This is a genomic window from Geobacillus sp. CCR, from assembly GCF_052906625.1.
Map to the genome: position 1 here is coordinate 1 of NZ_JBREBQ010000041.1, position 21,173 is coordinate 21,173.

A 21,173-nucleotide genomic window follows, 5' to 3' on the forward strand; every position below is an offset into this window, starting at 1 on the left:
AGTTTGCCGCCCGCTTCCTTCAGATTCTGCGTCGCCGCAGACACCCTTGCGTTAAGCTAACTGCTACTTCTGCCTTCGCAGTTCGGGACTTTCACCCTATAGACTGCACCCATGCCGGGCGCACACGAGAAAAGGCAGACGCCCCCGTCTGCCTTACAAACGCAACTCCTCCTCTTCGGCGCCTGCCGCCTCCTCCTCTTTGCTCGGCTCTTTTTTTGCCACTTCCAGCGATTTCACATGATGGCCATCCATTTCCTTCACCGTAAACAAGTAGCCATCGATTTCTACACTCTCGCCTGGTTTGATATCATAATGCTTCGTTAAAATCCAGCCGCCGATCGTATCGACGTCATCATCGTCAATGTCCAGCCCAAGCAAATCATTCACTTCGCTGATCAACACTTTGCCATCCAAGATCAATCGATCGTCTATTTTTTGAATCAGCGGCGTTTCATCAATATCAAACTCATCTTGGATTTCGCCAACGATTTCTTCCAAAATGTCCTCGACTGTAACCAGTCCAGACGTGCCGCCGTATTCATCGACCAAAATCGCCATATGGATGCGTTCTTTTTGCATTTTGACCAACAAATCGTGAATGGCGATCGATTCAATCACTTGAATGATCGGGCGGATATAGTCTTTCATCTGCTTTTCGTTGGACGGATTGGCAATAAAGTCCGTAAACACCTCTTTCACGTTGATGAGTCCAAGCACATGGTCTTTATCGCCGTCAATGACCGGATAGCGCGTATACTTTTCTTCGCGAATGATGTCCAAGTTTTCCTTGACGCTTTTGTTAATATCGAGCGCCACAATTTCTTTGCGCGGCACCATAATTTCTTTCGCTATGCGGTCGTCAAAACGAAAAATGTTATTGACATAGCGGTACTCTGACTGATTGATCTCCCCGCTTTTGTAGCTTTCTGATAAAATGAGGCGCAACTCCTCCTCAGAGTGGGCGATTTCATGCTCCGCCACCGGCCTGAGGCCAAACAGGCGCGTCACGAGCCGCGCAGAGTTGTTGAGCGTCCAAATGAACGGATACATGATTTTGTAAAACCAGATGAGCGGCTGAGCCGTAAACAGCGTAATCGCTTCCGCCTTATGAATGGCAAACGTCTTCGGCGCTAATTCACCGACGACGACATGCAAAAAGGTGATGAGCGAAAACGAAATGATAAACGCTAAAAAGTGGGAGACGGATTCCGATAAATGGAGGCGTTCAAACAGCGGCAGCAACATCCGCGCCACCGTCGGCTCCCCAAGCCAGCCAAGGCCAAGCGAGGTGAGCGTAATGCCGAGCTGGTTCGCCGATAAATAGCCGTCCAAATTCGAAATCACTTTTTTCGCCGCGACCGCCCGTCGATTCCCTTCATTGACAAGCTGATCGATGCGCGAGCTGCGCACCTTGACGATCGCAAATTCAGAAGCGACAAAAAAGGCGGTGCAAGCGATGAGAAACGCCACCAACAGCAAACTGGCTATATCCAATTCGTCTCCGAGCGCGGATGAAGCGCCCAGGTTACACCTCCTGCACACAAAAGTTTCCATTGCAGCTGATAGACGATGATGCCGCTGGGCCGCCTTAGGCGGCCCAATATGTTACGATTCCTCATTATTGTTCCCTTGGGTGAAAATGAGCACATATTTCAGCAGCTCAAACACGGCAATCAACGTTGCCGCGACGTATGTCAGCGCCGCCGCGCCAAGCACTTTGTTTACGCCGCGCGCTTCATTTGGGGCGATCAACCCTTCAGCCAGCATAAACCGCTTCGCCCGTGCGCTCGCGTTGAACTCCACCGGCAAGGTAATGATTTGGAAGGCCACCGCCAGCGAGAAAAACAAAATGCCGAGTCCAATCAGCGAAAATTGATGGAGCACAAATCCAACGAGCAACAACAACGGCGCAACGCCCGAAGCGAAGTTCACAATCGGAAACATCCGGTGGCGAAGGACGAGCGCAGCGTAGCCTTGCTGGTGTTGAACGGCATGGCCAACCTCGTGGGCGGCAACGGAAATGGAAGCGATTGAACGCCCATAAAAGACCGGCTCCGACAAACGGACCGTGCGGGAAATCGGATCATAATGGTCGGACAATCTCCCTGGCACGACCTCCACCGGCACATGGTGCAGCCCGTGGCGGTCTAAAATCATGCGCGCCACTTCCGCCCCCGTCAACCCCGATGAGGCTGGAACTTCAGACCAGGCATTGAAATTGCTTGATACCTTCCATTGCGCCCAAAGCGATATCAGGAAGGCGATAAAAATGAAAATATCCATCGGATGGAATAGCATCACAGCACCCTCCGTTTTTTCAATGTTCATCAAATGTGTATACTATTATTTATTGTACTTGCTCACCTTTTCATACGTCAAACGGCCCGCTCCGGTTTCAAAAAAAAACAGCGCCTGCATCGAGGCGCTATTTGGCTGATGGGGACATCAAAAATTGAAATTGTCTGGGTCAGGACCGACCCGTTTGTTCAAGTTCAACGCGTCGATCTGTTTCATTTCTTCGTCGGTCAGCGAGAAATCAAAAATATCAGCGTTTTCCTTGATCCGCGCCGGCGTCACCGACTTCGGGATCGTCACAACGCCGTGTTGCAAATCCCAGCGCAACACCACCTGCGCCGGCGTTTTCCCGTACTTGCGCCCAATGTCAATGATCGTCGGTTCGCTTAAAATTTCCCCGCGCATGAGCGGCGACCATGCTTCAAGCTGGATGCCGTTTTCCCGGCAAAACGTAAGCAACTCTTTTTGCGTCAGGCGCGGGTGATACTCGACTTGGTTGACCATCGGCTTGATTTCACAATCCGCCAGTACATCTTGCAAATGGTGGATATGGAAATTGCTTACGCCGATCGCGCGCACATAACCGTCTTTATACAACTTTTCCAGCGCCTTGTACGTCTCTTTATACTTCCCTTTCACCGGCCAGTGGACCAAATACAAGTCGACATAATCGAACCCGAGTTTTTTCAAACTTTTGTCAAACGCCTTCAGCGTCGTCTCATACCCTTGATCGGTGTTCCATACTTTCGTTGTCACGAACACTTGTTCGCGAGGAATGCCGGATTCGCGGATCGCTCGACCGACACCTTCTTCGTTTTCATAAAAAGCGGCTGTATCGACATGGCGGTAGCCGATCTCGAGCGCGGTGCGCACCGCGCTTCTTACTTCCTCCCCTTCTTTGACTTTATAAACGCCAAGGCCGACCCAAGGCATTTTCACCCCGTTATGCAAAGTGGCGCAATCTTGCAGGCCGTTCATATCCTCTCCTCCTCGAGCGTCATTATAGTTTCATTATGGGAAAAGAGGGAAAGAAAATCAAAATATATGCTTGCTCTCCTTTCTCACTTCCCCACGTCCCTCTTGTTCTTTCTTTAGGGGAAAATCAACGCAAAAACGAGGGGAAACGTTCCCCTCGCGCTGTCATTGCATTCCTTTTTTCATCCATTCGGCGATTTGCAGCGTGCGGCTCCTTTCCCGACGCAGTCAGAAACATGCGAACGGAAAAGCTGTCAATTGGACTTGCAGATCGGCTCCTGACTCTTATTTGGCCACGCTCATCGAGGCGCGCTCCACTTCAGCTTCGTTCGGATGAAACTCGTTTTCCATTTTCGAAACAACCACTGTCGCTACAGCATTGCCGATAATATTCGTAATCGCCCGCGCTTCCGACATGAAGCGGTCAACCCCAAGCAACAAGGCGATGCCTTCGACCGGGATCATCGGGAACGCCGCCAAAGTCGCTGCCAACGTAATGAATCCCGAACCGGTAACCCCTGCTGCCCCTTTCGAGGTGAGCATTAATACGCCAAGCAACGTCAGCTCTTGCCAAATGGTTAAATCAATGCCGTACGCTTGGGCGATGAAAATGGCTGCCATCGACAGGTAAATCGATGTGCCGTCTAGGTTAAACGAATACCCTGTCGGAACGACAAGACCAACAACCGATTTCGAGCACCCGTATTTTTCCAAACGTTCCATTAGCCGCGGCAGCGCTGATTCAGACGAAGACGTGCCCAAAACAAGCAACAGTTCCTCTTTGATATAAGCGAGAAACTTAAAGATGTTAAACCCATAAAACTTGGCAATCCCGCCAAGCACGACGAAAATGAAGAGCGCCATCGTAATGTAAACAGAACCCATCAATTTACCGAGCGACACGAGCGATCCGAGGCCGAACGTGCCGATCGTGTACGCCATCGCGCCGAACGCGGCGATCGGCGACACCTTCATAACCATGTTGACGACGCCGAAGAAAATTTCTGCCAGCCGTTCAAACAAGGAAATCACTGGTTTTGCTTTTTCCCCAAGCGCGGCAGCCGCTAAACCGAACAACACGGCGAAGAAGAGCACCGGAAGCAGTTGGCCGCTCGCCATCGCGGCAACGACGTTGTCGGGAATGATGCTTAAAATGAAGTCAACAAAACCGTGGCTTGTTTCTTCCGCTTGTTTCGTGTATTGTGAAATGTCGCCGCCTTTTACTGCATCGGTATGAAACCCAACCCCTGGTTTGACAAGGTTGACGACGACAATCCCGATCGCCAACGCAAACGTCGTGACAATTTCAAAATAAATGAGCGCCTTGCCGCCGATGCGGCCGACCTTTTTCAAGTCGCCCATATTGCCGATTCCGATGACGACGGTGAAGAAAATGATCGGGGCGATCACCATTTTAATCAGCTTAATAAATCCGTCTGCCAATACTTTTAACTTCGCTCCGAATTCTGGAAATAGAAATCCGACAATGATCCCTAAAATAATGCCGATGATGACTTGCACCGTCAAGTTTTTCAGTTTTCTCCGCATTTCTCCCACTCCTTTCGATATATTGGCAACGCTTTCAACATTATCATAAAGAAAAATCGTTGAAATCAAAATATTATGGTGATAATGGTCGTTTTGGTCTTTTTGGTCTTGACCTTTTTTGCTGTTCAAAAACAAAAAAGCTTCCGCCCGCGGAAGCCTATTACGATCCTCTAATTTCATTCAAAAGCCCGGAACCAAACTGCCTCGTAAACTCGTCGTACAGCGGGGCGAACTTCTGCTCCCATTTCCGTTTCTCCTCTTCCGACAGCCGGTAAAGGAAGACATCTTCACGCCGCTCGAGCTGCTTGAGCTCCCGTTCGTTTTGCTCTTTCGACTGCTCTAAATTCCAACGCGTCGCTTCAGCCATCGCTTCAGTTATTTTTTGCTGGATGTCTTTCGGCAAACTGTCCCAAAATGACTGATTCATCATGACTGCGTACCCGAGATACCCGTGATTGCTGATTGTAATATACGGTTGAAATTTGTAAAACCCTTTCGAATAAATATTAGAAATCGTATTTTCCTGCCCATCAAACTTATGCTGTTCAAGCTCCTGATAAACGCGGTCAAATGAAACAGCAACCGGTTCACCGCCAAGCAAACGAAACTGCTTTTCAATCACTTCGCTCGGCATAATGCGAAAACGCAAGCCGCGAAAATCGTCAGGGGCGATGAGCGGACGGGTTGTGCTCATCATTTGCTTAAATCCATTGCTCCAAAACGCCAGTCCTTTAATTCCTTTTGCCTCCAGCATCCGAAGCAGCTCGGCGCCCACTTTTCCAGTAAACACGCGGCGCACGTCGTCCTCATCGCGGAACAAAAACGGCAAATCGAGCACTTGCCATTCGGGGACAAGCTCTGTCACCTTTGAAAATGATGGCGCGATCATTTGCACGTCGCCGCGCAACAGCGCATCAAGCTCTTCCCCATCCGAATAAAGCGAGCCGTTCGGGAACACTTCGACTTTGACGCGGCCGTTTGTTTTTTGCTCGACGAGCTCGGCAAACTTTTGCGCCGCCAACCCTTTTGGCGTATTCTCTGCTACGACATGGCTGAAATAAATAATGATTTGCTTTTTCAACCCCTTTTGCTCGTCGTCATAAACAAGTGGTTCACGTCCCAGTTGACGGCTAGCTGCCCAGCCGACCAGACCGAGGCCGACAAACAAAAGGATTGTCCATGCTCTCCACTTTTTCCCCATTGTTCACACCATTCTTCCATCCTATTGCTAAAATTGCACTCCAACGGAATGCTCCCCGCCGACTCGAATCATTGAAGCAAAAAAGCGGCTGGAGCTCACGGATTCGGTTTGAAAGCAGCAATCGCCACGCCTTACGTATGCCCCATCTTCTATGCTGGCGGGCAGAATATTTGTTCCCCACCGCCATTTTACACCTTTCGTTTCTTTCCATTCAAGAAGATTTGGTATAATGAAAAAAAACGTTGATTTATTCCTTTCCCGATTCATATGGCATGTTCAACAGCAATCATGATTGCCAAAAAGGAGTTCCGCCATGAACCGGCTGCCGATTCGCTGGAAAATTACGATTTTGATTTTCGCCATCGTCAGCTTTTCCATGTTGCTGAGCGGTGTATTCATCATCAGCGACTTTTTCCATACAAAGGAGGAGGAACTCAGCCAGCGCGCCTTGCTAACCGCGCGCACCGTCTCCGAGATGCCCGAAGTCAGACGCCATATTGTCGAAAACAAACAAAGCCGGGCGCTGATCAATCCGGTCGTCGAGCGGGTGCGCGTCATTCACAGCGCCGACTATATCGTCGTTCTCGATATGAACAAAGTGCGCCTCTCCCATCCGCTTCCTGCGATGATCGGCACGATCTCCCGCGGTGCTGATGAGGGGCCGGCGTTTGCCGAACATACGTACACTTCCAAAGCCCGCGGGGAAATCGGGACAGTGGTTCGCGCCTTCGTTCCCATTATGAACAGCGATCACGAACAAATTGGCGTCGTCATCGCCGCCTACCGGTTGCCGACGTTTTTTGAAGCCATTGATTCTTTGAAAGAAGAAGCTGCTGTAGCGGTCGTTTTGTCGCTCGTTGTCGGTGGAATTGGCGCATGGCTGCTCGCCTCCCATATCAAGCGGCAAATGTTTGAGCTGGAACCGCATGAGATCGCCAAGCTGCTGATCGAACGGACGGAAGCGTTTAACGCCATGCATGAAGGCGTCATCGCCATTGACAGCGATGAAAAAATTACCATCTTCAACGACCGGGCAAAACAAATGCTCGGCGTCAAAGGGGATGTCATCGGCCGATCGATCCGTTCCATCATTCCGGACACACACCTTCCGGAAATCTTGGAAGTAAACAAGCCGATTTACAATAAGGAGTTGCAGATCGGCAATTTAACGATTTGGAGCAACCGCATCCCGATCAAAGTCAACGGAAAAACGGTCGGCGCCATCGCCATTTTCCAAGACCGGACGGAAGTGAAACGGCTGGCCGAAGAATTGACGGGCGTAAAGGCGTTTGTCCACGCCTTGCGCGTGCAAAATCATGAATACATGAACAAACTTCATACGATCGCCGGCCTTATTCAGCTCGGCCATATTGAAAAAGCGCTCGAGTACGTGTTCCAAGTTACAGAGGAACAAGCAGAACTGACGCAGTTTTTAAGCCGCAACATCAAGGACGAAAGCATTTCTGGATTGCTCTTAAGCAAAATCCGCCGCGGCAAGGAGCTCGGCATCCGCGTGACAATCGACCGGCACAGCCGGCTGCACCGCTTTCCGCCGCATCTCGATCACCATGATTTTGTTGTTCTCCTTGGCAATTTAATTGAAAACGCCTTCGATGCCTTTCGCGGCGTAACCGACCGGGAAAAAGAAATTTACGTCAGCCTTGAACAAAATGAAGAAATTTGTTCCCTCTCGGTCGAAGACAACGGCCAAGGCATTGCTCGCGAGCATATTGACCGCATTTTTGATGAAGGCTTTTCAACCAAAGGGGAAAACGGACGCGGCATCGGCTTGTATTTGGTGAAGCAAATTGTGGAAAAGGGAAACGGGCGCATCGATGTGCAGTCGGAGGAAGGGAAAGGAACGGTGTTTACTGTTACCTTTGATATGTGACTACCCATTCATGCAGCGGCGGCCGCGAAAGACACTCCCGTCGAGACGAAGGAGGAAAAGGCTATGTATCGCGTGTTGTTGATCGAGGATGACCCGATGGTGCAAGAAGTGAACCGGCAAATGATTGAACAAGTGGACGGCTTCACCGTCATCGGCCTCGCTCGAAACGGTGAAGAAGGACTCCACCTCATTCACGAGCTCCGTCCGGATTTAGCGATGATTGATATTTACATGCCGCAGCTGGACGGCCTTGAAACATTAAAACAAATCCGCGCCCGCGGCCATGAAGTTGATATCATCGCCATTACCGCGGCGAGCGACATTGAAACGGTGCGCCGCGTCCTGCAAAACGGCGCCTTCGATTACATTGTGAAACCGTTTAAATTTGAACGGCTCAAACAGGCGTTGGAAAATTATCGGACGTTCCGCCGGTCGCTTGCGGAAAAGGAATCGCTCACCCAGGTGGAACTCGATGCCCTAAGGCGGGCGACTGAACAACCGGCCGGACCGTCCTCCGAGCTTCCGAAAGGACTGAATGAGGTAACATTGGAAAAAGTGATCGCCTATTTGCGTCAACACCGCTTCCCCGTTTCCGCCGAGGAAGTGGCCGAAGGAGTCGGCATCGCCCGCGTCACCGCCCGCCGCTATTTGGAGTACCTTGAGAAAACGGGAAAAGTCGTGCTCGATGTTCAATACGGCGGCGTCGGACGCCCAGTGAATCGGTACCATCTGAAAGCAACATAACACGATGCCGTTTCGAGCGGCTTCAAGCTGGTTGTCAGAGACGGAAAGCCAGGCCCTATTATGCCGTATCCCGCACCAGCAACCGGGCAGGCAGCTCTTCCTGCTTTCGCGTCACATTGCCTGTCTCCAGCCAATGATGAATCAAGCGAAACGCTTTCCCTCCCAGCTGAAAATGTGGCAAAGCGACGGTGTAAACAGCAAGAAAATCGTGCTCTCTGACATGTTCGCATAAAACGATGGGACCGTCTTCCTGATAAGCGGCAAACGCCTCCCAGCCCACTTCGCGGGAGCACACGATCAGCCCATCCATTTGCCTCATCCGCAGCCGCTCTAACGCCTCGAGTTCCCTCTCCACGTCATAATTCGTCTGAACCAAAAGCAGTTGGTAGCCATAACGGAGCGCCTCTTTGGGTATACCTCCCATTATCGCAGAAAAATAAGGATGATGAATGTACGGAAGCATAACGCCGACAATCGCTGCCCTTCCTTTCGCCAAATGGACGGCCTGAATATTTTTCGTGTAATTGAGCTTCTCCACTGCTTCCCAACCGTCTTCCGCTTTTCCTCGCTCACATACGGATATCCGTTCAACACCCTTGATACAGCAGCCACCGATACGCCTGCCTCTTTCGCCAAGTCACGGATATTGGCCATATTCACACACTCCCTAAAAAAGACTTGCCTTGAAACGCGTTTCATACATTATTGTGGATCCTGCCATCTAGTATACATGAGGAGGGGGACAACATGCTTTACGGATTTGCTTCACTCGTTCTGCTCGTCGCCGCTGTTTGGGGCGGGGCGCATATCGCCTTGCACGTCAAACAACGTGCAAAAACAAACAAGCAGAAAAAATAGGGAAACCATTCTGTTTGTTTCCACCGTTTCAATTGGTATAATGGGGAGTATATGGAACGTAAGGAGGAATGAACATGACTCGATACTGGAAACTGTTGTTCTCTCTCGCTGTCGCCTCCGCCTTGCTGGTTGGCTGCGGAATGAAAGCGCAGGAGTCAGCAACAAAAGCAACGAAAGAACAACAGCCAGCCGCCTCAAGAGAAACGTCCGCCAATGTGCAGCCGCCAAACGAAAAGCAAGCTTCTTCCGGCCAATCGGATGCGGCGGCGAGTAGACAAGCAGCCGCAAAGGAAGAAACCTCCGGGCAGCCGCCCGCTGACGAAGAGCAACCTGCCTCTTCGCAGCCAACGACTTCTTTGTCCTATCGGACAGGAAACCAAACCATCACCGAAACAGCGACGCTGCAAACGAGCGACAATCAACATTTTTCCCTCTATGTTTTGGAAGGGTGGACGCTTGACGCCGAAGAACCGAGTGCCGATGTCCTGCTTCATGGCGACGCATTCGCCCGCATCCGCTTGCTTTCTCCGGGTGAAACAAACTATGAACAACTAGCGAAAGAACATGCCCAAGCAGTCGACGCCAACGCCGCCCGCCAACAAACGGACGGGTTGCCTAAGCCGTTCACTGATGCGGTTTGGTACACCGCCCAAACAGACGGCGTCACGGTTCATGTCATCGCCAGCGCCCAACCGACGCCGATGCTATTGACCGTACACGCTCCAAGCAGCGAAGACGTGCTTGGCGCCGTGCTCGCCATGGTTGCTACATTACAAAAGCAATAACGTATCCAACGGGGAAGGAAACCGCTCTTCCCCGCTTCCAAAAAAAAAGAAATCCCCCTTCCAGCCAACAAGAGGATCAAACAAGCTGCTTGCTCTCTTCTTTGCGGAAAAATGTTTTCATCGCGTGGAACACATCCGATTTTTGCTTCAAAATATAGTAGCGGAACTTTTCATCCTTAATATTGCGATACGCCGACATGAGCGTGGAATGGCGATTGTACTGGTTGACTTCCCCATACCCAAACATGTTCGATACTTTCATCAGCTCCTGAACAAGCTTCACGCAGCGGGCATTGTCCGATGTCAGGTTGTCGCCGTCCGAGAAGTGGAACGGATAAATGTTGTAGCGCGACGGTGGATATTTTGTCTCAATGAGTTCAAGCGCCTTGCGGTAGGCTGATGAGCAAATCGTTCCACCGCTTTCCCCTTTCGTGAAAAACTCCTCCTCACTGACGACTTTTGCTTCCGTATGATGGGCGATAAAGGCGATGTCCACTGTTTCGTATTTCGTGCGCAAAAAGCGGGTCATCCAGAAGAAAAAGCTGCGTGCCATATATTTTTCCCACATGCCCATCGATCCGCTTGTGTCCATCATCGCCAAGACGACCGCCTTCGATTCTGGTTTGACGACTTCGTTCCACGTTTTAAACTTCAAATCTTCACGGTAAATCGGATAAAAGCCTGGTTTGCCGTTCATGGCATTGCGCTTGAAGGCAGCGAGCATCGTCCGCTTCTTATCGATATTCCCCATCAGCCCGGTGCGGCGGATGTCGTTAAATTCGATATGTTGGGTTACATTTTGATCCAGCTCTTTTCGTTGCAAGTTGGGCAGCTCCAATTGGCTAAAGAACGCTTCCTCAATCTCCATCAGCGACACTTCAGCTTCGTAATAATCTTGGCCCGGCAAATCGCCAGCACCTTGGCCTTTTCCTGGCCCCTGCCCCTCCCCGCTTCCGTCTCGGGCCACCACATCACCGACTTGGCTGTCTCCATTTCCTTGGCCGACGTGTTTGTTTTTCTCATAATTGTAGCGGATTTTGTATTCATCGAGCGAGCGGATCGGAATTTTAATCACATCGCGCCCGTTGGACATGATAATGCTTTCTTCCGTAATTAAGTCGGGCAAATTGTTTTTGATCGCTTCCTTCACTTTTTCTTGATGGCGCTTTTGATCATCATATCCTTTGCGGTGGAGGGACCAGTCTTCCTTCGATACAACAAAATTCCCCTTCATGTTTTCCCCTCCTTTGAAAAAATCATTTTCACACTTTTCGCTTTCCCGCATATACTTATGTTGGCGTCATCAAAACGGGCCATCACTATGCCAAGTTGGTTTATTTTATCGTATGCAAAAATTCAAAATAATTGACCAATGAATGAGGAAAATAGAAAAGTAGACAAGCCCGATTATCAGCTTCGCGCCCTCTTGTTCTCTTCCTTTTAGCGAAGCTCGCTGCGTCGTCTTTGCTCGACCCTCCCTGTGCAACTCGGTCAGACAGAGGAGGAGGATAAAAAAAGCATGCCTCAGCGCTTGAGGCATGCCTAGCGGTTCAACAAGCTGCCGACATAGCGGAGCAATTCGTTGGCTGACGTGGAGTTGTACCCGTATTCATCAATGAGGCGGGCGACGACTTCGTTAATTTTTTTCAACTGCTGCTCATCCGGTGTTTTCGTCGACGTTGTAATTTTCACAATATCTTTTAGATCAGCGAACAGTTTTTTCTGGATTGCCTCGCGCAGCCGTTCATGCGAGTTGTAATCAAATCGCTGCCCTTTGCGCGCATAGGCGGAAATGCGGATTAAAATTTCTTCACGAAACGCTTTTTTCGCATTTTCGGAAATGCCGATTTGTTCCTCGATCGAGCGCATCAGCTTTTCATCCGGATTCATTTCCTCGCCAGTGAGCGGATCGCGCAGTTTCGTCTTGTTGCAGTACGCCTCGACGTTGTCCAAATAGTTATCCATCAACGTTTTCGCCGACTCTTCATACGAATAGACGAACGCCTTTTGCACTTCTTGTTTGGCGATTTCGTCATATTCTTTACGCACAAGCGAAATGAAGTTCAAGTACCGCTCGCGGTCTTCCTTCGTGATCGACGGATGCTGATCCAACCCTTCTTTCAACGAACGAAGCACGTCAAGCGCATTGATCGACGGCACTCCTTTGCGAATGATGCAGGCAGAAATGCGGTTGATGACATAGCGTGGGTCGATGCCGCTCATCCCCTCGTCCGGATGCTCCTTTTTCAGCTCCTCCACATCGACCTCGCTGAATCCTTCGATCATTTCGCCATCATACAAGCGCATTTTCTTCAATAAATCCACATCCGGCCGCTTCGATTCTTTCAACCGCGTCAAAATCGTAAACATGGCCGCAATCCGCAACGTATGTGGAGCGATATGCACGTCGGCGACATCGCTTTCGCGGATCATTTTTTCGTAAATGCGCTCTTCTTCCGAGACGCGCAAGTTGTATGGAATCGGCATGACGATGATGCGCGAATGGAGCGCCTCGTTCTTTTTGTTGGCGATGAACGACCGATATTCCGTTTCGTTCGTATGAGCGATAATCAATTCGTCGGCGCTGATTAAAGCAAACCGCCCAGCCTTGAAATTGCCTTCTTGCGTCAGCGACAGCAAATGCCAAAGAAATTTTTCATCGCACTTTAACATCTCTTGAAATTCCATAATCCCGCGGTTGGCTTTGTTCAGCTCGCCGTCAAACCGGTACGCGCGCGGGTCGGACTCGGAGCCGTATTCCGCGATCGTTGAAAAATCGATGCTTCCCGTTAAATCGGCGATGTCTTGCGATTTTGGATCAGACGGACTGAACGTCCCGATGCCGACGCGGCGGTTTTCCGAGAAGAAAATGCGCTCCACTAGCACGTCTTCAATGCGTCCGCCGTACTCTTTCTCAAGCCGCATCATATTGAGCGGCGACAGCTCGCCTTCGATGCGAATGCCGTATTCGCGGTAAAAATCGTCGCGCAAATGGTGAGGAATGAGGTGAAGCGGATCTTCATGCATCGGGCACCCTTTAATGGCATACACCGCGCCGCGCTCTGTTTTTGAATACTCTTCAAGCCCACGCTTTAGCAAAGTCACAAGCGTCGACTTCCCGCCGCCAACTGGCCCCATCAGCAGCAAAATCCGTTTCCGCACATCAAGCCGCTTCGCCGCCGGGTGGAAATATTCCTCAACGAGCCGCTCAAGCGCCTCCTCAAGCCCGAACAGGTGCTGGCTGAAAAACTTATATCGTTTCCGCCCATTCACCTCTTCGACCCCAGCATCTTTGATCATATTATAAACACGCGAATGAGCCGACTGGGCCACCCACGGCTTTTCTTTTAAAATCTTTAAATACTCAGCAAACGTTCCTTCCCATTTCAACTTTTCTTCTTCTTCCCGATACCGGGCGATTTTTTGCAAAATATCCATAAAGGACCTCCTCACCCTTGGATGTCTAACAGCAAGATTATTACAATTTATGCGAGGATGTCCCGTATCATTCGCCGCAAAAAAAAATTTTGTCTCCTAACAACCAACTGCGGTCATTCACATGCTTGGCCATATTCGCTATAATAAAAGGGGAAACGCCTGCCACTTTCATTATGAAGGAGGAACAAACGATGCGCACTTTGCTTGTGCTAGGGGTTATCATTGCGTTTTTGACGGCCATTTTCACCGCTGGCTATGAAGACAAACCAGGCGTCAGACAATAAGACCAAAAAAACGACCTCCAGAGCGAAGGTCGTTTTTTTGTTTATGACAACCCATAAAACCGTTGTTGGCGCAACGCTTCGTACACTAAAATGGCCGCCGTGTTCGACAAGTTTAACGAGCGCACTTTGTCATTCATCGGGATGCGAAGGCAACGGTCCATATTGGCCTCAAGCAGCTCCTTCGGCAGTCCGGTCGTTTCACGGCCGAACACAAAGAAAATATGTTTTTCTGTATCGCTGAAATCAAACGAATCATAATACCGGCGCCCGAATTTCGTAATGAAATAAAACTCCCCTTCCGGAAAGCGGGCGAATAGTTCGTCAAGCGAGTCATAATACGAAATATTGACATACGGCCAATAATCAAGCCCGGCGCGCTTTAACATTTTATCATCCGTAGAAAAACCGAGCGGGCGGATCAAATGGAGCGACGTATCGGTTGCTGCGCACGTACGAGCGATGTTTCCAGTATTGGCTGGAATTTCTGGCTGGTATAGCACTACATGAAGCGGCATTTCCTTCACCTCAGCAACGTTTATTTGCGATCGATGATGTGAAAAAACTTATAGCGAATGTTCGGCGTATAGGCGCTTGAATCTTCATACGACCAATAGCGCATTCGGCTGTTTGTCGTATGGGCGTTCACAAGCGGCATCCCGTTCTGATCTTTCGCCACCACAATCGTTGAGTGGTCGAAGCGTCCGTCCCCTTGAAAATCATAACAGATGACATCACCTGCCATCAATTGCTCCGGCTCCGCCACTTCCACCGCCTGCAAGCCGATGCGCGACCCGCTCAAATACCAACGAAAAGCATGGGCCACAGCCCAGCTGTAACTCCAACTTCCGTTTTGACACCACCATCCCCTCGCCCGGTTCGGATAGCCCGTCATCGGCGCCCCGCCTGCATACAAGCATTGAGAGACAAAATTCGTGCAATCCACCGGAAACGACGGAAACACCGGGTTATGCCGATTCCACCACGTTTCCGCATACCGCACCGCCCGGGCGCGGTCATACTGGTAAGAAAGACGCTCCCCCGTCCATTGCTCTCGTTCGACGCGCGGCGCCTCCATATCCCTCCCCAACCGGTTGATCGGTTCATCAGTTACAAGCTCACCGCGAACAAAACAGGCGCATCGCTCCTCAACCTGTTCTTCTATATATAGTGAACCCCTTTGCTTAATTAAAAATTGATGGTGGGCAATATACATAACTTTCGCTTCCCGCTCGATGGTCTGCCTGCCGACAATTTGTCCCCGGATCGTGCAACGGACGATCTCCGCACCGCGCTTTTGGCAAAGCCGTTGCTTTCTTGCCGCCTCTTCGCTTCGGATATTGCTTTCCGACACAAACGAGCGGGCTCGCTCATCCAACCACGCGCGCAACTGTTTTTTCATGCTGCTTTCCACCACTTTCGTTTTTGTTACTACCTTATGTGGGGAAGCTGCGTTTTTTTCCCTATTCCTTTGCCTCAGCCAACAGTTTCAGTCCTTTTTCAATCTCAGCGATCACATCGGCATCCGCCTCCGTTTGCCGCGCGGCCTCCAAGTAAGGCTTAGCGCTTGGATCCCCGATTTTCCCGAGCGCCCACGCCGCCGTCCCGCGGATGACGGGACGGCTATCCTCTTTCAACAAACGCAGTAAGTGCGGCACCGCGGTTTGGTCTTTGTAATGGGCGAGCGCCAGAATGGCATTGCGCTGAATCGGCTTTTTCCCACGCCATGAACCCGCCATGGCCCCAAATGTTTCTTTAAATTCACGGTTGCTCATCTGAAGCAGCGGGATGAGCTTCGGCTTTACCGCTTCCGGATCCGGCTCGAATTCTGGATGCAAATGAAAGTCTTTCCCCTTATTTTCCGGGCAGACTTGCTGGCATGTATCGCAGCCGTACAGCCGGTTCCCGATTTTCTCCCGAAACTCGTCGGCTAAAAAGCCTTTCGTTTGCGTTAAAAAGGAAAGGCACCGCTGTGCGTTCAGTTGCCCCCCTTGCACAAGCGCCCCGGTCGGGCAGGCATCAATGCATTTCGTGCACGTGCCGCATCGGTTTTCAACCGGTTCATCAGGGGGAAATGGAATATTCGTAATCATTTCTCCCAAATACACATACGATCCAAACTCCGGTGTAATAATAGAGCAGTTCTTGCCGCTCCAACCGATCCCTGCTCGTTCCGCCACCGCCCGATCAGCGAGCTCTCCGGTATCCACCATCGAGCGAACGCGGGCATGGGGCACTTTGGCCAGCAAAAACTCCTCGAGCTGCTGCAAACGTTCCCGCAACACATCGTGGTAGTCCTTTCCCCATGAAGCGCGGCAAAAAACGCCGCGCCGTTCCGTCTTTGTCCCCCGCGGCGCATTTTTCATTTTAGACGGATAGGCAAGAGCAATGGCAATAATCGATTTTGCTTCCGGAAGAAGCAATGAAGGATTCGTCCGTTTCTCAATATCTGGTTCCTCAAAACCGGACTGATAGCCGAGCTCCTGCTGGCGGCGCAGCCGTTCCTTTAATTCAACAAACGGATCAGCGCTCGCAAATCCGATTTTATCAATGCCGATTGACCGACTGTACTCAATGACTTCCTGCTTTAATGCCATAACATCCATCGTTTTCCCTCCTTTCGTCATATATGGTAAAATGAAATCCGAGGTGATCAAGATGAAATGCGTGATATCAGAACAACTAAAGCAACGCCTTCCTTCTGGTAAATTCGGCGTCATCCGCTATCATCATATCGAGGTCAGCGATTCACCGCAAATGTTAAGGGGGAGGCTTGAGCTGTTTCAAGAATCTCTTTACATCGAGCTGCAGGAAAAGTCGATTGCCGACATCCCTGAGATGGTCGAATGGCGCCGTACTTTCAAACAAATCGGAACGGACCCAAGCCGCTATCGACCGTCAAGTGAAAGCCTGTACCGACGCATCCAGAAAAAAAGCTTCATTCCGCCTATCCATTCAGCGGCGGACATAAACAACTTTTTTTCACTCTATTATAAAATTCCGCTCGGCATCTATGATCTAGACCGCATCAACGGGACAGTGACGCTCACGATCGGCACGGAACAAGATGAATACATCGCGTTAAACGGCCGCACAGTCAACTTTGCCAACAAACTCGTCAGCAAAGATGAACGAGGGCCGTTTGGCAGTCCGATCGTCGATTCGGAGCGGACCGCCGTGACGAGAGAAACGAAAAACGCTTTGCAAATCGTTTACTTTCTCCCATCAACGCCAGAAGAAACCGCCAAGCGCCAGCTTCAAGCCATCCAAACGATGTTTGTGCAAATTCATGGCGGCGAAGCCGACGCCCAATTGTTCATTTGATCTTCCCCCCACTTTCCTGCTGTTGGAAACGGGGGACTCCCTCCCTACTTGAACTCTCTCCCACCTACGCTCACGCGTGGAAGTGGGGGTCTTCTCGGTTTAGGGTGATAAAGAAAAAAACGCAATGCCTCGTTCTTTAACGAAACGAAACACTGCGTTGTCCCCAACAATCATAACGTAATTTTAAAGCTAACGAGAGATATTATAACAGACTTCCACACGCATCGCAAGAAAAAAACGCAAAAATCGACAAAAGAAATTGTACAAAAGGGCACCAGAATCTCTGGTGCCAGCAACCAGTGACCCGTACGGGATTCGAACCCGTGTTACCGCCGTGAAAGGGCGGTGTCTTAACCACTTGACCAACGGGCCATTATGGCGGAGAAGGCGGGATTTGAACCCGCGCGCCGCAAAACTGCGACCTAACGGTTTAGCAAACCGTCCCCTTCAGCCACTTGGGTACTTCTCCAAAGAAATGGCTCCGCAAGTAGGATTCGAACCTACGACCTACCGGTTAACAGCCGGTTGCTCTACCGCTGAGCTATTGCGGAATGATGAATAACTATATGTTATGCTCATCTTCCAAATGTGCTCGTTGCCTCTTCCTCTGCCAGCTAATTCAAGGAAGCGAGATGCGTCGAGGCAACTCGCAGCGAATTCGAAGATGTGAAGCTCGTCGCTCCGATTTTGCTGTGGAACGATGGGGCATTGTTCGCCCATTATTATAGCGAATGACCCAAAAATATTCAATGGAAAATAATGGGCCTAAGTGGACTTGAACCACCGACCTCACGCTTATCAGGCGTGCGCTCTGACCAGCTGAGCTATAGGCCCATAAAAAGCGGGTGATGGGAATCGAACCCACGACATCAGCTTGGAAGGCTGAGGTTTTACCACTAAACTACACCCGCATATCATTTAGTTGAACATCCGCCACGCTGCTTCCATGCCCCTTCCTCTACCAGCTGATTCACAGAAGCCAGATGCGTCGGGGCAACTCGAAGCAGATTCGATGATGCAGATGCTCGTGGCTGAGGTTTTACCACTAAACTACACCCGCAAATATAGAATATAATGAAAAGGGCGACTAGTGGGAATCGAACCCACGCATGCCAGAGCCACAATCTGGTGCGTTAACCACTTCGCCATAGTCGCCTCGTTCTGGTGCCGGCTGCAGGACTTGAACCCGCAACCTACTGATTACAAGTCAGTTGCTCTACCAATTGAGCTAAGCCGGCATATTTAAAATTAGCTAGTGACTCATGTTGTCTGCCTGGTTGTGCCTCTTCCTCTGCAAGCTGATTCGAGGAAGCTGAGTGCGTCGAGGCAACTCGCAGCCAATTCGATGATGCCGATGCTCGTCTCTACCAATTGAGCTAAGCCGGCATATTTAAAATTAGCTAGTGACTCATGTTGTCTGCCTAGTTGTGCCTCTTCCTCTCCCAGCTAATTCGAGGAAGTCAAATGCTCGGTGTCCCTTCCTCTGCAAGCTTATTCAAAGAAGTGGGATGCGTCGGGACAACTCGCAGCAGATTCGACGATGCGAATGCTCGTCTCTACCAATTGAGCTAAGCCGGCACGATTTTAAAGTGCATGGCGGAGGAGGAGGGATTCGAACCCCCGCGCGCCTTGCGGCGCCTCTCGGTTTTCAAGACCGACCCCTTCAACCACTTGGGTACTCCTCCAAAAAAGCAACAATAATAATGGTGGACCTTGTAGGACTCGAACCTACGACCGGACGGTTATGAGCCGTCTGCTCTAACCAGCTGAGCTAAAGGTCCGATAATGGTGGCGGTGGAGGGGATCGAACCCCCGACCTCACGGGTATGAACCGTACGCTCTAGCCAGCTGAGCTACACCGCCAAATTTAAGTCAAAAGGTGGAGCCTATCGGGATCGAACCGATGACCTCCTGCTTGCAAAGCAGGCGCTCTCCCAGCTGAGCTAAGGCCCCATGATAAATCGGGAAGACAGGATTTGAACCTGCGACCTCACGGACCCGAACCGTGTGCTCTACCAAGCTGAGCTACTTCCCGACAAAACGCGCTCGAGAGGATTCGAACCCCTAACCTTCTGATCCGTAGTCAGATGCTCTATCCAATTGAGCTACGAGCGCACAAGTGCCGAGGGCCGGACTCGAACCGGCACGGTAGTTACCTACCCCAGGATTTTAAGTCCTGTGCGTCTGCCAATTCCGCCACCCCGGCGGAAGTGGAGCGGAAGACGGGGCTCGAACCCGCGACCCCCACCTTGGCAAGGTGGTGTTCTACCGCTGAACTACTTCCGCAAGACGATGAGCCATGGAGGACTCGAACCTCCGACCCTCTGATTAAAAGTCAGATGCTCTACCTACTGAGCTAATGGCTCATGGGTTCAATAACACTCCGAGACAACGATGTCCCTTCCTCTACTAGCATATTCGAAGATGTCAGATGCGTCGGGACAACTCGAAGCGAACTCGAAGATGTAGCGCTCGTTACTGAGCTAATGGCTCGCGGTTGCCGCCTTAATGGCTTAAGGGGTTATTAAGGAATAAGAATGCCGGCTGCAGGACTTGAACCCGCAACCTACTGATTACAAGTCAGTTGCTCTACCAATTGAGCTAAGCCGGCACATTTAAAATTAGTTAGTGACTCATGTTGTCTGCCTGGTTGTGCCTCTTCCTCTTCAAGCTCATTCAAGGAAGCCTTGTGCGTCGAGGCAACTCGCAACAGACTCGACGATGCGAATGTTCGTCGCTACCCATTGAACTAAGCCGGGGTGGTTTGAACATCTGACATGTCTGTGAACTACTCCCACTTAGCTTTGCATGAAGCGGGAACCTTCTTTCGGAACTATGATAAAAATGGTGGCTCGGGACGGAATCGAACCGCCGACACAAGGATTTTCAGTCCTTTGCTCTACCGACTGAGCTACCGAGCCATACCATATTTTTCGTGATTTTGGAACAATGGCGGTCCCGACGGGACTCGAACCCGCGATCTCCTGCGTGACAGGCAGGCATGTTAACCACTACACTACGGGACCAATTTTGGTTGCGGGGGCAGGATTTGAACCTGCGACCTTCGGGTTATGAGCCCGACGAGCTACCGGACTGCTCCACCCCGCGATGATGAGAAAGTAAGTTGATTTTCACAATGCTTTTAGTGTTGTTGTTCGTTGCCTCTTCCTCTACAAGCTGATTCAAAGACGCTCGATGCGTCGAGGCAACTCGAAGCGAATTCGATGAAGCAAAGGCTCGTTGCTCCACCCCGCGATGATGAGAAAGTAAGTCAGCTTTTATATTAAGATGGTGGAGGATGACGGGATCGAACCGCCGACCCCTTGCTTGTAAGGCAAGTGCTCTCCCAGCTGAGCTAATCCTCCACGAAATTGCCTAGCAGCGACCTACTCTTGCAGGGGCGCTGGCCCCAACTACCATCGGCGCTGGAGGGCTTAACTTCCGTGTTCGGGATGGGAACGGGTGTTTCCCCTCCGCCATAGCCACTAGGCAACAATGGACAAGTCTTATTATAAGGAAAGTTGACCTGTTGTCAAGACTTTTTCATTCCCTCAAAACTAGATAACCGTGCTCAGGAAGAAGCCGCTCGCCTGCGCTTTTCTTGGTTAAGCCCTCGATCGATTAGTATCCGTCAGCTCCACGTGTCGCCACGCTTCCACCTCGGACCTATCGACCTCGTCATCTTCGAGGGATCTTACCCGCTTCACGCGGTGGGAAATCTCATCTTGAGGGGGGCTTCACGCTTAGATGCTTTCAGCGCTTATCCCGTCCGCACATAGCTACCCAGCGGTGCCCCTGGCGGGACAACTGGTACACCAGCGGTGCGTCCATCC

General features: G+C 50.7%; 16 protein-coding genes, 21 tRNA genes and 2 rRNA genes. 4 read left to right on the forward strand and 35 right to left on the reverse strand.

The features are described 5' to 3' along the window. Positions 1–153: 153 nt before the first annotated feature. The 5 genes from ACVBDQ_RS15370 to ACVBDQ_RS15390 form a co-directional block, all read right to left on the reverse strand. On the reverse strand, positions 154–1,494 hold the full coding sequence (locus ACVBDQ_RS15370; protein WP_011230068.1) for a hemolysin family protein: 1,341 nt from the start codon (positions 1,492–1,494) through the stop codon (positions 154–156). 111 nt (positions 1,495–1,605) lie between these two features. Further along, positions 1,606–2,298, reverse strand: a complete 693-nt coding sequence (locus ACVBDQ_RS15375) for a zinc metallopeptidase (protein WP_011230067.1) — start codon at positions 2,296–2,298, stop codon at positions 1,606–1,608. 147 nt (positions 2,299–2,445) lie between these two features. Beyond that, a complete protein-coding gene (locus tag ACVBDQ_RS15380) occupies positions 2,446–3,273 on the reverse strand; it encodes an aldo/keto reductase (RefSeq protein WP_011230066.1) in 828 nt (275 codons plus the stop codon). A gap of 282 nt (positions 3,274–3,555) precedes the next feature. Then, a complete protein-coding gene (locus ACVBDQ_RS15385; RefSeq protein WP_025039067.1) occupies positions 3,556–4,818 on the reverse strand; it encodes a dicarboxylate/amino acid:cation symporter in 1,263 nt (420 codons plus the stop codon). Between the two features lie 160 nt (positions 4,819–4,978). Next, positions 4,979–6,019: a TRAP transporter substrate-binding protein gene (locus ACVBDQ_RS15390; protein WP_014194935.1), complete on the reverse strand. Its 1,041-nt coding sequence runs from the start codon at positions 6,017–6,019 to the stop codon at positions 4,979–4,981. Positions 6,020–6,332: 313 nt separating this feature from the next. On the opposite strand from ACVBDQ_RS15390, the gene ACVBDQ_RS15395 reads away from it, so the two are divergent. Both ACVBDQ_RS15395 and ACVBDQ_RS15400 read left to right on the forward strand, forming a co-directional pair. Then, complete coding sequence (locus tag ACVBDQ_RS15395) at positions 6,333–7,910, forward strand: ATP-binding protein (protein WP_011230063.1); 1,578 nt, start codon at positions 6,333–6,335, stop codon at positions 7,908–7,910. A 63-nt stretch (positions 7,911–7,973) separates the two neighbouring features. Continuing rightward, complete coding sequence (locus ACVBDQ_RS15400) at positions 7,974–8,654, forward strand: response regulator (protein ID WP_011230062.1); 681 nt, start codon at positions 7,974–7,976, stop codon at positions 8,652–8,654. A 58-nt stretch (positions 8,655–8,712) separates the two neighbouring features. Here the strand turns inward: ACVBDQ_RS15400 and ACVBDQ_RS15405 are convergent, their stop codons facing one another. Continuing rightward, a complete protein-coding gene (locus tag ACVBDQ_RS15405; protein ID WP_223812643.1) occupies positions 8,713–9,192 on the reverse strand; it encodes a hypothetical protein in 480 nt (159 codons plus the stop codon). Next, on the reverse strand, positions 9,078–9,353 hold the full coding sequence (locus ACVBDQ_RS15410; RefSeq protein WP_306372130.1) for a LacI family DNA-binding transcriptional regulator: 276 nt from the start codon (positions 9,351–9,353) through the stop codon (positions 9,078–9,080). Before ACVBDQ_RS15410 ends, ACVBDQ_RS15405 begins: the two co-directional genes overlap by 115 nt. Positions 9,354–9,586: 233 nt before the next feature. Between ACVBDQ_RS15410 and ACVBDQ_RS15415 the strand changes: the two genes are divergently transcribed. After that, positions 9,587–10,297, forward strand: a complete 711-nt coding sequence (locus tag ACVBDQ_RS15415) for a hypothetical protein (protein ID WP_033012744.1) — start codon at positions 9,587–9,589, stop codon at positions 10,295–10,297. A gap of 76 nt (positions 10,298–10,373) precedes the next feature. Here the strand turns inward: ACVBDQ_RS15415 and yhbH are convergent, their stop codons facing one another. From yhbH to queG, 5 genes are all read right to left on the reverse strand, one after another. Then, positions 10,374–11,531, reverse strand: a complete 1,158-nt coding sequence (gene yhbH / locus ACVBDQ_RS15420; protein ID WP_025039066.1) for a sporulation protein YhbH — start codon at positions 11,529–11,531, stop codon at positions 10,374–10,376. A 308-nt stretch (positions 11,532–11,839) separates the two neighbouring features. Then, positions 11,840–13,735: a PrkA family serine protein kinase gene (locus ACVBDQ_RS15425; RefSeq protein WP_011229990.1), complete on the reverse strand. Its 1,896-nt coding sequence runs from the start codon at positions 13,733–13,735 to the stop codon at positions 11,840–11,842. A 325-nt stretch (positions 13,736–14,060) separates the two neighbouring features. After that, complete coding sequence (gene trmL, locus ACVBDQ_RS15430; RefSeq protein ID WP_011229988.1) at positions 14,061–14,534, reverse strand: tRNA (uridine(34)/cytosine(34)/5-carboxymethylaminomethyluridine(34)-2'-O)-methyltransferase TrmL; 474 nt, start codon at positions 14,532–14,534, stop codon at positions 14,061–14,063. A 20-nt stretch (positions 14,535–14,554) separates the two neighbouring features. Further along, a complete protein-coding gene (locus ACVBDQ_RS15435) occupies positions 14,555–15,418 on the reverse strand; it encodes an amidase domain-containing protein (RefSeq protein ID WP_011229987.1) in 864 nt (287 codons plus the stop codon). A 61-nt stretch (positions 15,419–15,479) separates the two neighbouring features. After that, positions 15,480–16,622 carry a tRNA epoxyqueuosine(34) reductase QueG gene (gene queG, locus ACVBDQ_RS15440; RefSeq protein WP_011229986.1) on the reverse strand — a complete coding sequence of 381 codons (1,143 nt, stop codon included), beginning with the start codon at positions 16,620–16,622 and terminating at the stop codon, positions 15,480–15,482. A gap of 52 nt (positions 16,623–16,674) precedes the next feature. Between queG and ACVBDQ_RS15445 the strand changes: the two genes are divergently transcribed. Next, entirely contained in the window at positions 16,675–17,340 is a 666-nt protein-coding gene (locus ACVBDQ_RS15445; protein ID WP_011229985.1) for a B3/B4 domain-containing protein, read from the forward strand. Positions 17,341–17,640: 300 nt separating this feature from the next. On the opposite strand, the gene ACVBDQ_RS15450 is transcribed toward ACVBDQ_RS15445, so the two are convergent. The 23 genes from ACVBDQ_RS15450 to ACVBDQ_RS15560 form a co-directional block, all read right to left on the reverse strand. Continuing rightward, a tRNA-Glu gene (locus tag ACVBDQ_RS15450) sits at positions 17,641–17,712 on the reverse strand. A gap of 4 nt (positions 17,713–17,716) precedes the next feature. Continuing rightward, positions 17,717–17,809: transfer RNA gene (locus ACVBDQ_RS15455), tRNA-Ser, on the reverse strand. A gap of 7 nt (positions 17,810–17,816) precedes the next feature. Then, positions 17,817–17,891, reverse strand: a tRNA-Asn gene (locus ACVBDQ_RS15460). Positions 17,892–18,100: 209 nt separating this feature from the next. Beyond that, positions 18,101–18,174, reverse strand: a tRNA-Ile gene (locus tag ACVBDQ_RS15465). A 6-nt stretch (positions 18,175–18,180) separates the two neighbouring features. After that, a tRNA-Gly gene (locus ACVBDQ_RS15470) sits at positions 18,181–18,251 on the reverse strand. Positions 18,252–18,422: 171 nt separating this feature from the next. Continuing rightward, a tRNA-His gene (locus ACVBDQ_RS15475) sits at positions 18,423–18,495 on the reverse strand. Positions 18,496–18,502: 7 nt separating this feature from the next. Beyond that, positions 18,503–18,578, reverse strand: a tRNA-Thr gene (locus tag ACVBDQ_RS15480). A gap of 356 nt (positions 18,579–18,934) precedes the next feature. Next, positions 18,935–19,025: transfer RNA gene (locus ACVBDQ_RS15485), tRNA-Ser, on the reverse strand. 19 nt (positions 19,026–19,044) lie between these two features. Then, positions 19,045–19,121, reverse strand: a tRNA-Ile gene (locus ACVBDQ_RS15490). Between the two features lie 5 nt (positions 19,122–19,126). Then, a tRNA-Met gene (locus ACVBDQ_RS15495) sits at positions 19,127–19,203 on the reverse strand. 17 nt (positions 19,204–19,220) lie between these two features. Next, positions 19,221–19,293 (reverse strand) — tRNA-Ala (locus tag ACVBDQ_RS15500). 8 nt (positions 19,294–19,301) lie between these two features. Beyond that, positions 19,302–19,375: transfer RNA gene (locus ACVBDQ_RS15505), tRNA-Pro, on the reverse strand. Between the two features lie 6 nt (positions 19,376–19,381). Then, positions 19,382–19,455: transfer RNA gene (locus ACVBDQ_RS15510), tRNA-Arg, on the reverse strand. Positions 19,456–19,460: 5 nt separating this feature from the next. Then, positions 19,461–19,546, reverse strand: a tRNA-Leu gene (locus tag ACVBDQ_RS15515). A 5-nt stretch (positions 19,547–19,551) separates the two neighbouring features. Further along, positions 19,552–19,626: transfer RNA gene (locus ACVBDQ_RS15520), tRNA-Gly, on the reverse strand. 7 nt (positions 19,627–19,633) lie between these two features. Further along, a tRNA-Lys gene (locus tag ACVBDQ_RS15525) sits at positions 19,634–19,706 on the reverse strand. A gap of 172 nt (positions 19,707–19,878) precedes the next feature. Next, positions 19,879–19,951: transfer RNA gene (locus ACVBDQ_RS15530), tRNA-Thr, on the reverse strand. Between the two features lie 234 nt (positions 19,952–20,185). Beyond that, a tRNA-Phe gene (locus ACVBDQ_RS15535) sits at positions 20,186–20,261 on the reverse strand. 29 nt (positions 20,262–20,290) lie between these two features. Then, positions 20,291–20,366, reverse strand: a tRNA-Asp gene (locus tag ACVBDQ_RS15540). A 5-nt stretch (positions 20,367–20,371) separates the two neighbouring features. Continuing rightward, positions 20,372–20,448, reverse strand: a tRNA-Met gene (locus tag ACVBDQ_RS15545). Between the two features lie 181 nt (positions 20,449–20,629). Next, positions 20,630–20,705: transfer RNA gene (locus ACVBDQ_RS15550), tRNA-Val, on the reverse strand. 8 nt (positions 20,706–20,713) lie between these two features. Next, a 5S ribosomal RNA gene (rrf, locus tag ACVBDQ_RS15555) occupies positions 20,714–20,830 on the reverse strand. 111 nt (positions 20,831–20,941) lie between these two features. Next, positions 20,942–21,173 (reverse strand): 23S ribosomal RNA (locus tag ACVBDQ_RS15560); the annotation flags it as partial.

Coding starts and splice junctions, on each gene's coding strand:
- ACVBDQ_RS15375 (WP_011230067.1), bottom strand. CDS start 2,298: ATGCTATTCCATCCGATGGATATTTTCATTTTTATCGCCTTCCTGATA.
- ACVBDQ_RS15380 (WP_011230066.1), bottom strand. CDS start 3,273: ATGAACGGCCTGCAAGATTGCGCCACTTTGCATAACGGGGTGAAAATG.
- ACVBDQ_RS15385 (WP_025039067.1), bottom strand. CDS start 4,818: ATGCGGAGAAAACTGAAAAACTTGACGGTGCAAGTCATCATCGGCATT.
- ACVBDQ_RS15390 (WP_014194935.1), bottom strand. CDS start 6,019: ATGGGGAAAAAGTGGAGAGCATGGACAATCCTTTTGTTTGTCGGCCTC.
- ACVBDQ_RS15395 (WP_011230063.1), top strand. CDS start 6,333: ATGAACCGGCTGCCGATTCGCTGGAAAATTACGATTTTGATTTTCGCC.
- ACVBDQ_RS15400 (WP_011230062.1), top strand. CDS start 7,974: ATGTATCGCGTGTTGTTGATCGAGGATGACCCGATGGTGCAAGAAGTG.
- ACVBDQ_RS15410 (WP_306372130.1), bottom strand. CDS start 9,353: ATGAAACGCGTTTCAAGGCAAGTCTTTTTTAGGGAGTGTGTGAATATG.
- ACVBDQ_RS15415 (WP_033012744.1), top strand. CDS start 9,587: ATGACTCGATACTGGAAACTGTTGTTCTCTCTCGCTGTCGCCTCCGCC.
- yhbH (WP_025039066.1), bottom strand. CDS start 11,531: ATGAAGGGGAATTTTGTTGTATCGAAGGAAGACTGGTCCCTCCACCGC.
- ACVBDQ_RS15425 (WP_011229990.1), bottom strand. CDS start 13,735: ATGGATATTTTGCAAAAAATCGCCCGGTATCGGGAAGAAGAAGAAAAG.
- trmL (WP_011229988.1), bottom strand. CDS start 14,534: ATGCCGCTTCATGTAGTGCTATACCAGCCAGAAATTCCAGCCAATACT.
- ACVBDQ_RS15435 (WP_011229987.1), bottom strand. CDS start 15,418: ATGAAAAAACAGTTGCGCGCGTGGTTGGATGAGCGAGCCCGCTCGTTT.
- queG (WP_011229986.1), bottom strand. CDS start 16,622: ATGGATGTTATGGCATTAAAGCAGGAAGTCATTGAGTACAGTCGGTCA.
- ACVBDQ_RS15445 (WP_011229985.1), top strand. CDS start 16,675: ATGAAATGCGTGATATCAGAACAACTAAAGCAACGCCTTCCTTCTGGT.